Genomic DNA, 1,308 nt, shown 5'->3' on the forward strand with positions numbered 1-1,308 from the left:
TGTCCCGTCCTAAAATAAGTTGACGGTTTTTGTTTAAGCCAGCTCCTACAAAGAGCTGGCTTTTTCATGCATTTCTTCCGGAGTTTTCATCCCGAGGCTCAAATGCGGCCTGAAGTGATTATAAATACTCACCGATTGCTTCACGAGTGACTTCAGCTCCTCGAAACTTTTGCAACGATAATACAGAAACTCTTGCTTCAAAATCCCGTTTACTCGTTCCGCCAGAGCGTTCTGATAACAATCATAACCATCCGTCATGGATGGCTTGATCCCGTTGCTCATTAATATCCGCTGATATTCACCCGCACAATACTGCACTCCCCGATCCGAGTGATGGATCAACGGGTGCCGTGTTTGTCTGGCATCAATCGCCATCTTCAAGGCGTTTACGACATCACTGGCCTTCATTTCCCGGCTGACTTCGTACCCCATAATCTTGCGCGTACACGCATCAGTCACCAACGATAAATAATGCACTCCCTCGTCACTTTCCAGATACGTAATATCGCTGACAAATACTTTTTCGGGATGATCAGCGACAGTATCTTTTAATAGGTTTGGATGCTTTCGCATCCAGTGCTTGCTAAAGGTCGTCCTGGTATAACGGCGCTGGGGCTTGACCTGTAAACCCTCATCCCGCAAGTAAGCGAATAAGCCATCTCGCCCCAATTTGATACCGCCTTCCATCAGTGCAGGTTTGATCAGGTGATACAATTTTCGTGTGCCAAGGCGCGGCATGAATCGGCGTAAATTCATGACCATCTCCTTTACCGGTGCCAATGCAGCTTTACGCTCCACGGCGCGCTGTTCGCGCTGATACACCGCTTGCCGGCTAATGCCCAATAAGTCGCAGGCTTTGCTGAGACTTATTTTTCCGGCAAGTTGAAGGCGTCGCGCTCCTTGGCTTGATACTTTTTTCGCAAACCGGCTCCATATTCCGAATCCAGAATATCAACCATTTCATTGAGCAGCAGATTGCGTAGACGCTCGTCCTCAAGCTCGCGCTCAAGACGTTTGATGGTTTGGGCAGGTGTTTCTGAGGCGCGTGGTGTTTTGGGCATGGTGATCTTTACCGGATGAATCCAGTTCATCTTACCGTGTTTTCGCAGCCAGGCCAGCACGGTGGATCGCCCTTGAATTCCGTAGATTTTTTGGGCTTGTTTGTAGGTCATATCGCCTTTTTCAACCGCAGCAACAACCTGTAATTTAAAGCCCAATGTGTAGTCACGCTGAGTGCGTTTAATTCGAGCTGGGATAGTGTTTTCCAAAATAGGTCTCCAAGGTGTAAACCTATTTCAGGACGGGACA

The 1,308-nt window shown here is 48.2% G+C and carries 1 protein-coding gene; it reads right to left on the reverse strand.

Going from position 1 to position 1,308, the window contains the following annotated elements; translation table 11 throughout:
* Positions 1–45: 45 nt before the first annotated feature.
* Positions 46–1,268, reverse strand: a protein-coding gene (locus tag ACFODX_RS16095; protein ID WP_378121043.1) for an IS3 family transposase whose coding sequence is annotated in 2 segments (ribosomal slippage) — positions 46–899 and positions 899–1,268 — 1,224 coding nt in all. Because the reading frame shifts where the segments join, the coding sequence is not laid out codon by codon here.
* Between the last annotated feature and the right edge of the window lie 40 nt (positions 1,269–1,308).

Origin of the sequence: Cellvibrio fontiphilus (genome assembly GCF_042646205.1) — a bacterium.
Classification (GTDB): domain Bacteria; phylum Pseudomonadota; class Gammaproteobacteria; order Pseudomonadales; family Cellvibrionaceae; genus Cellvibrio; species Cellvibrio fontiphilus_A.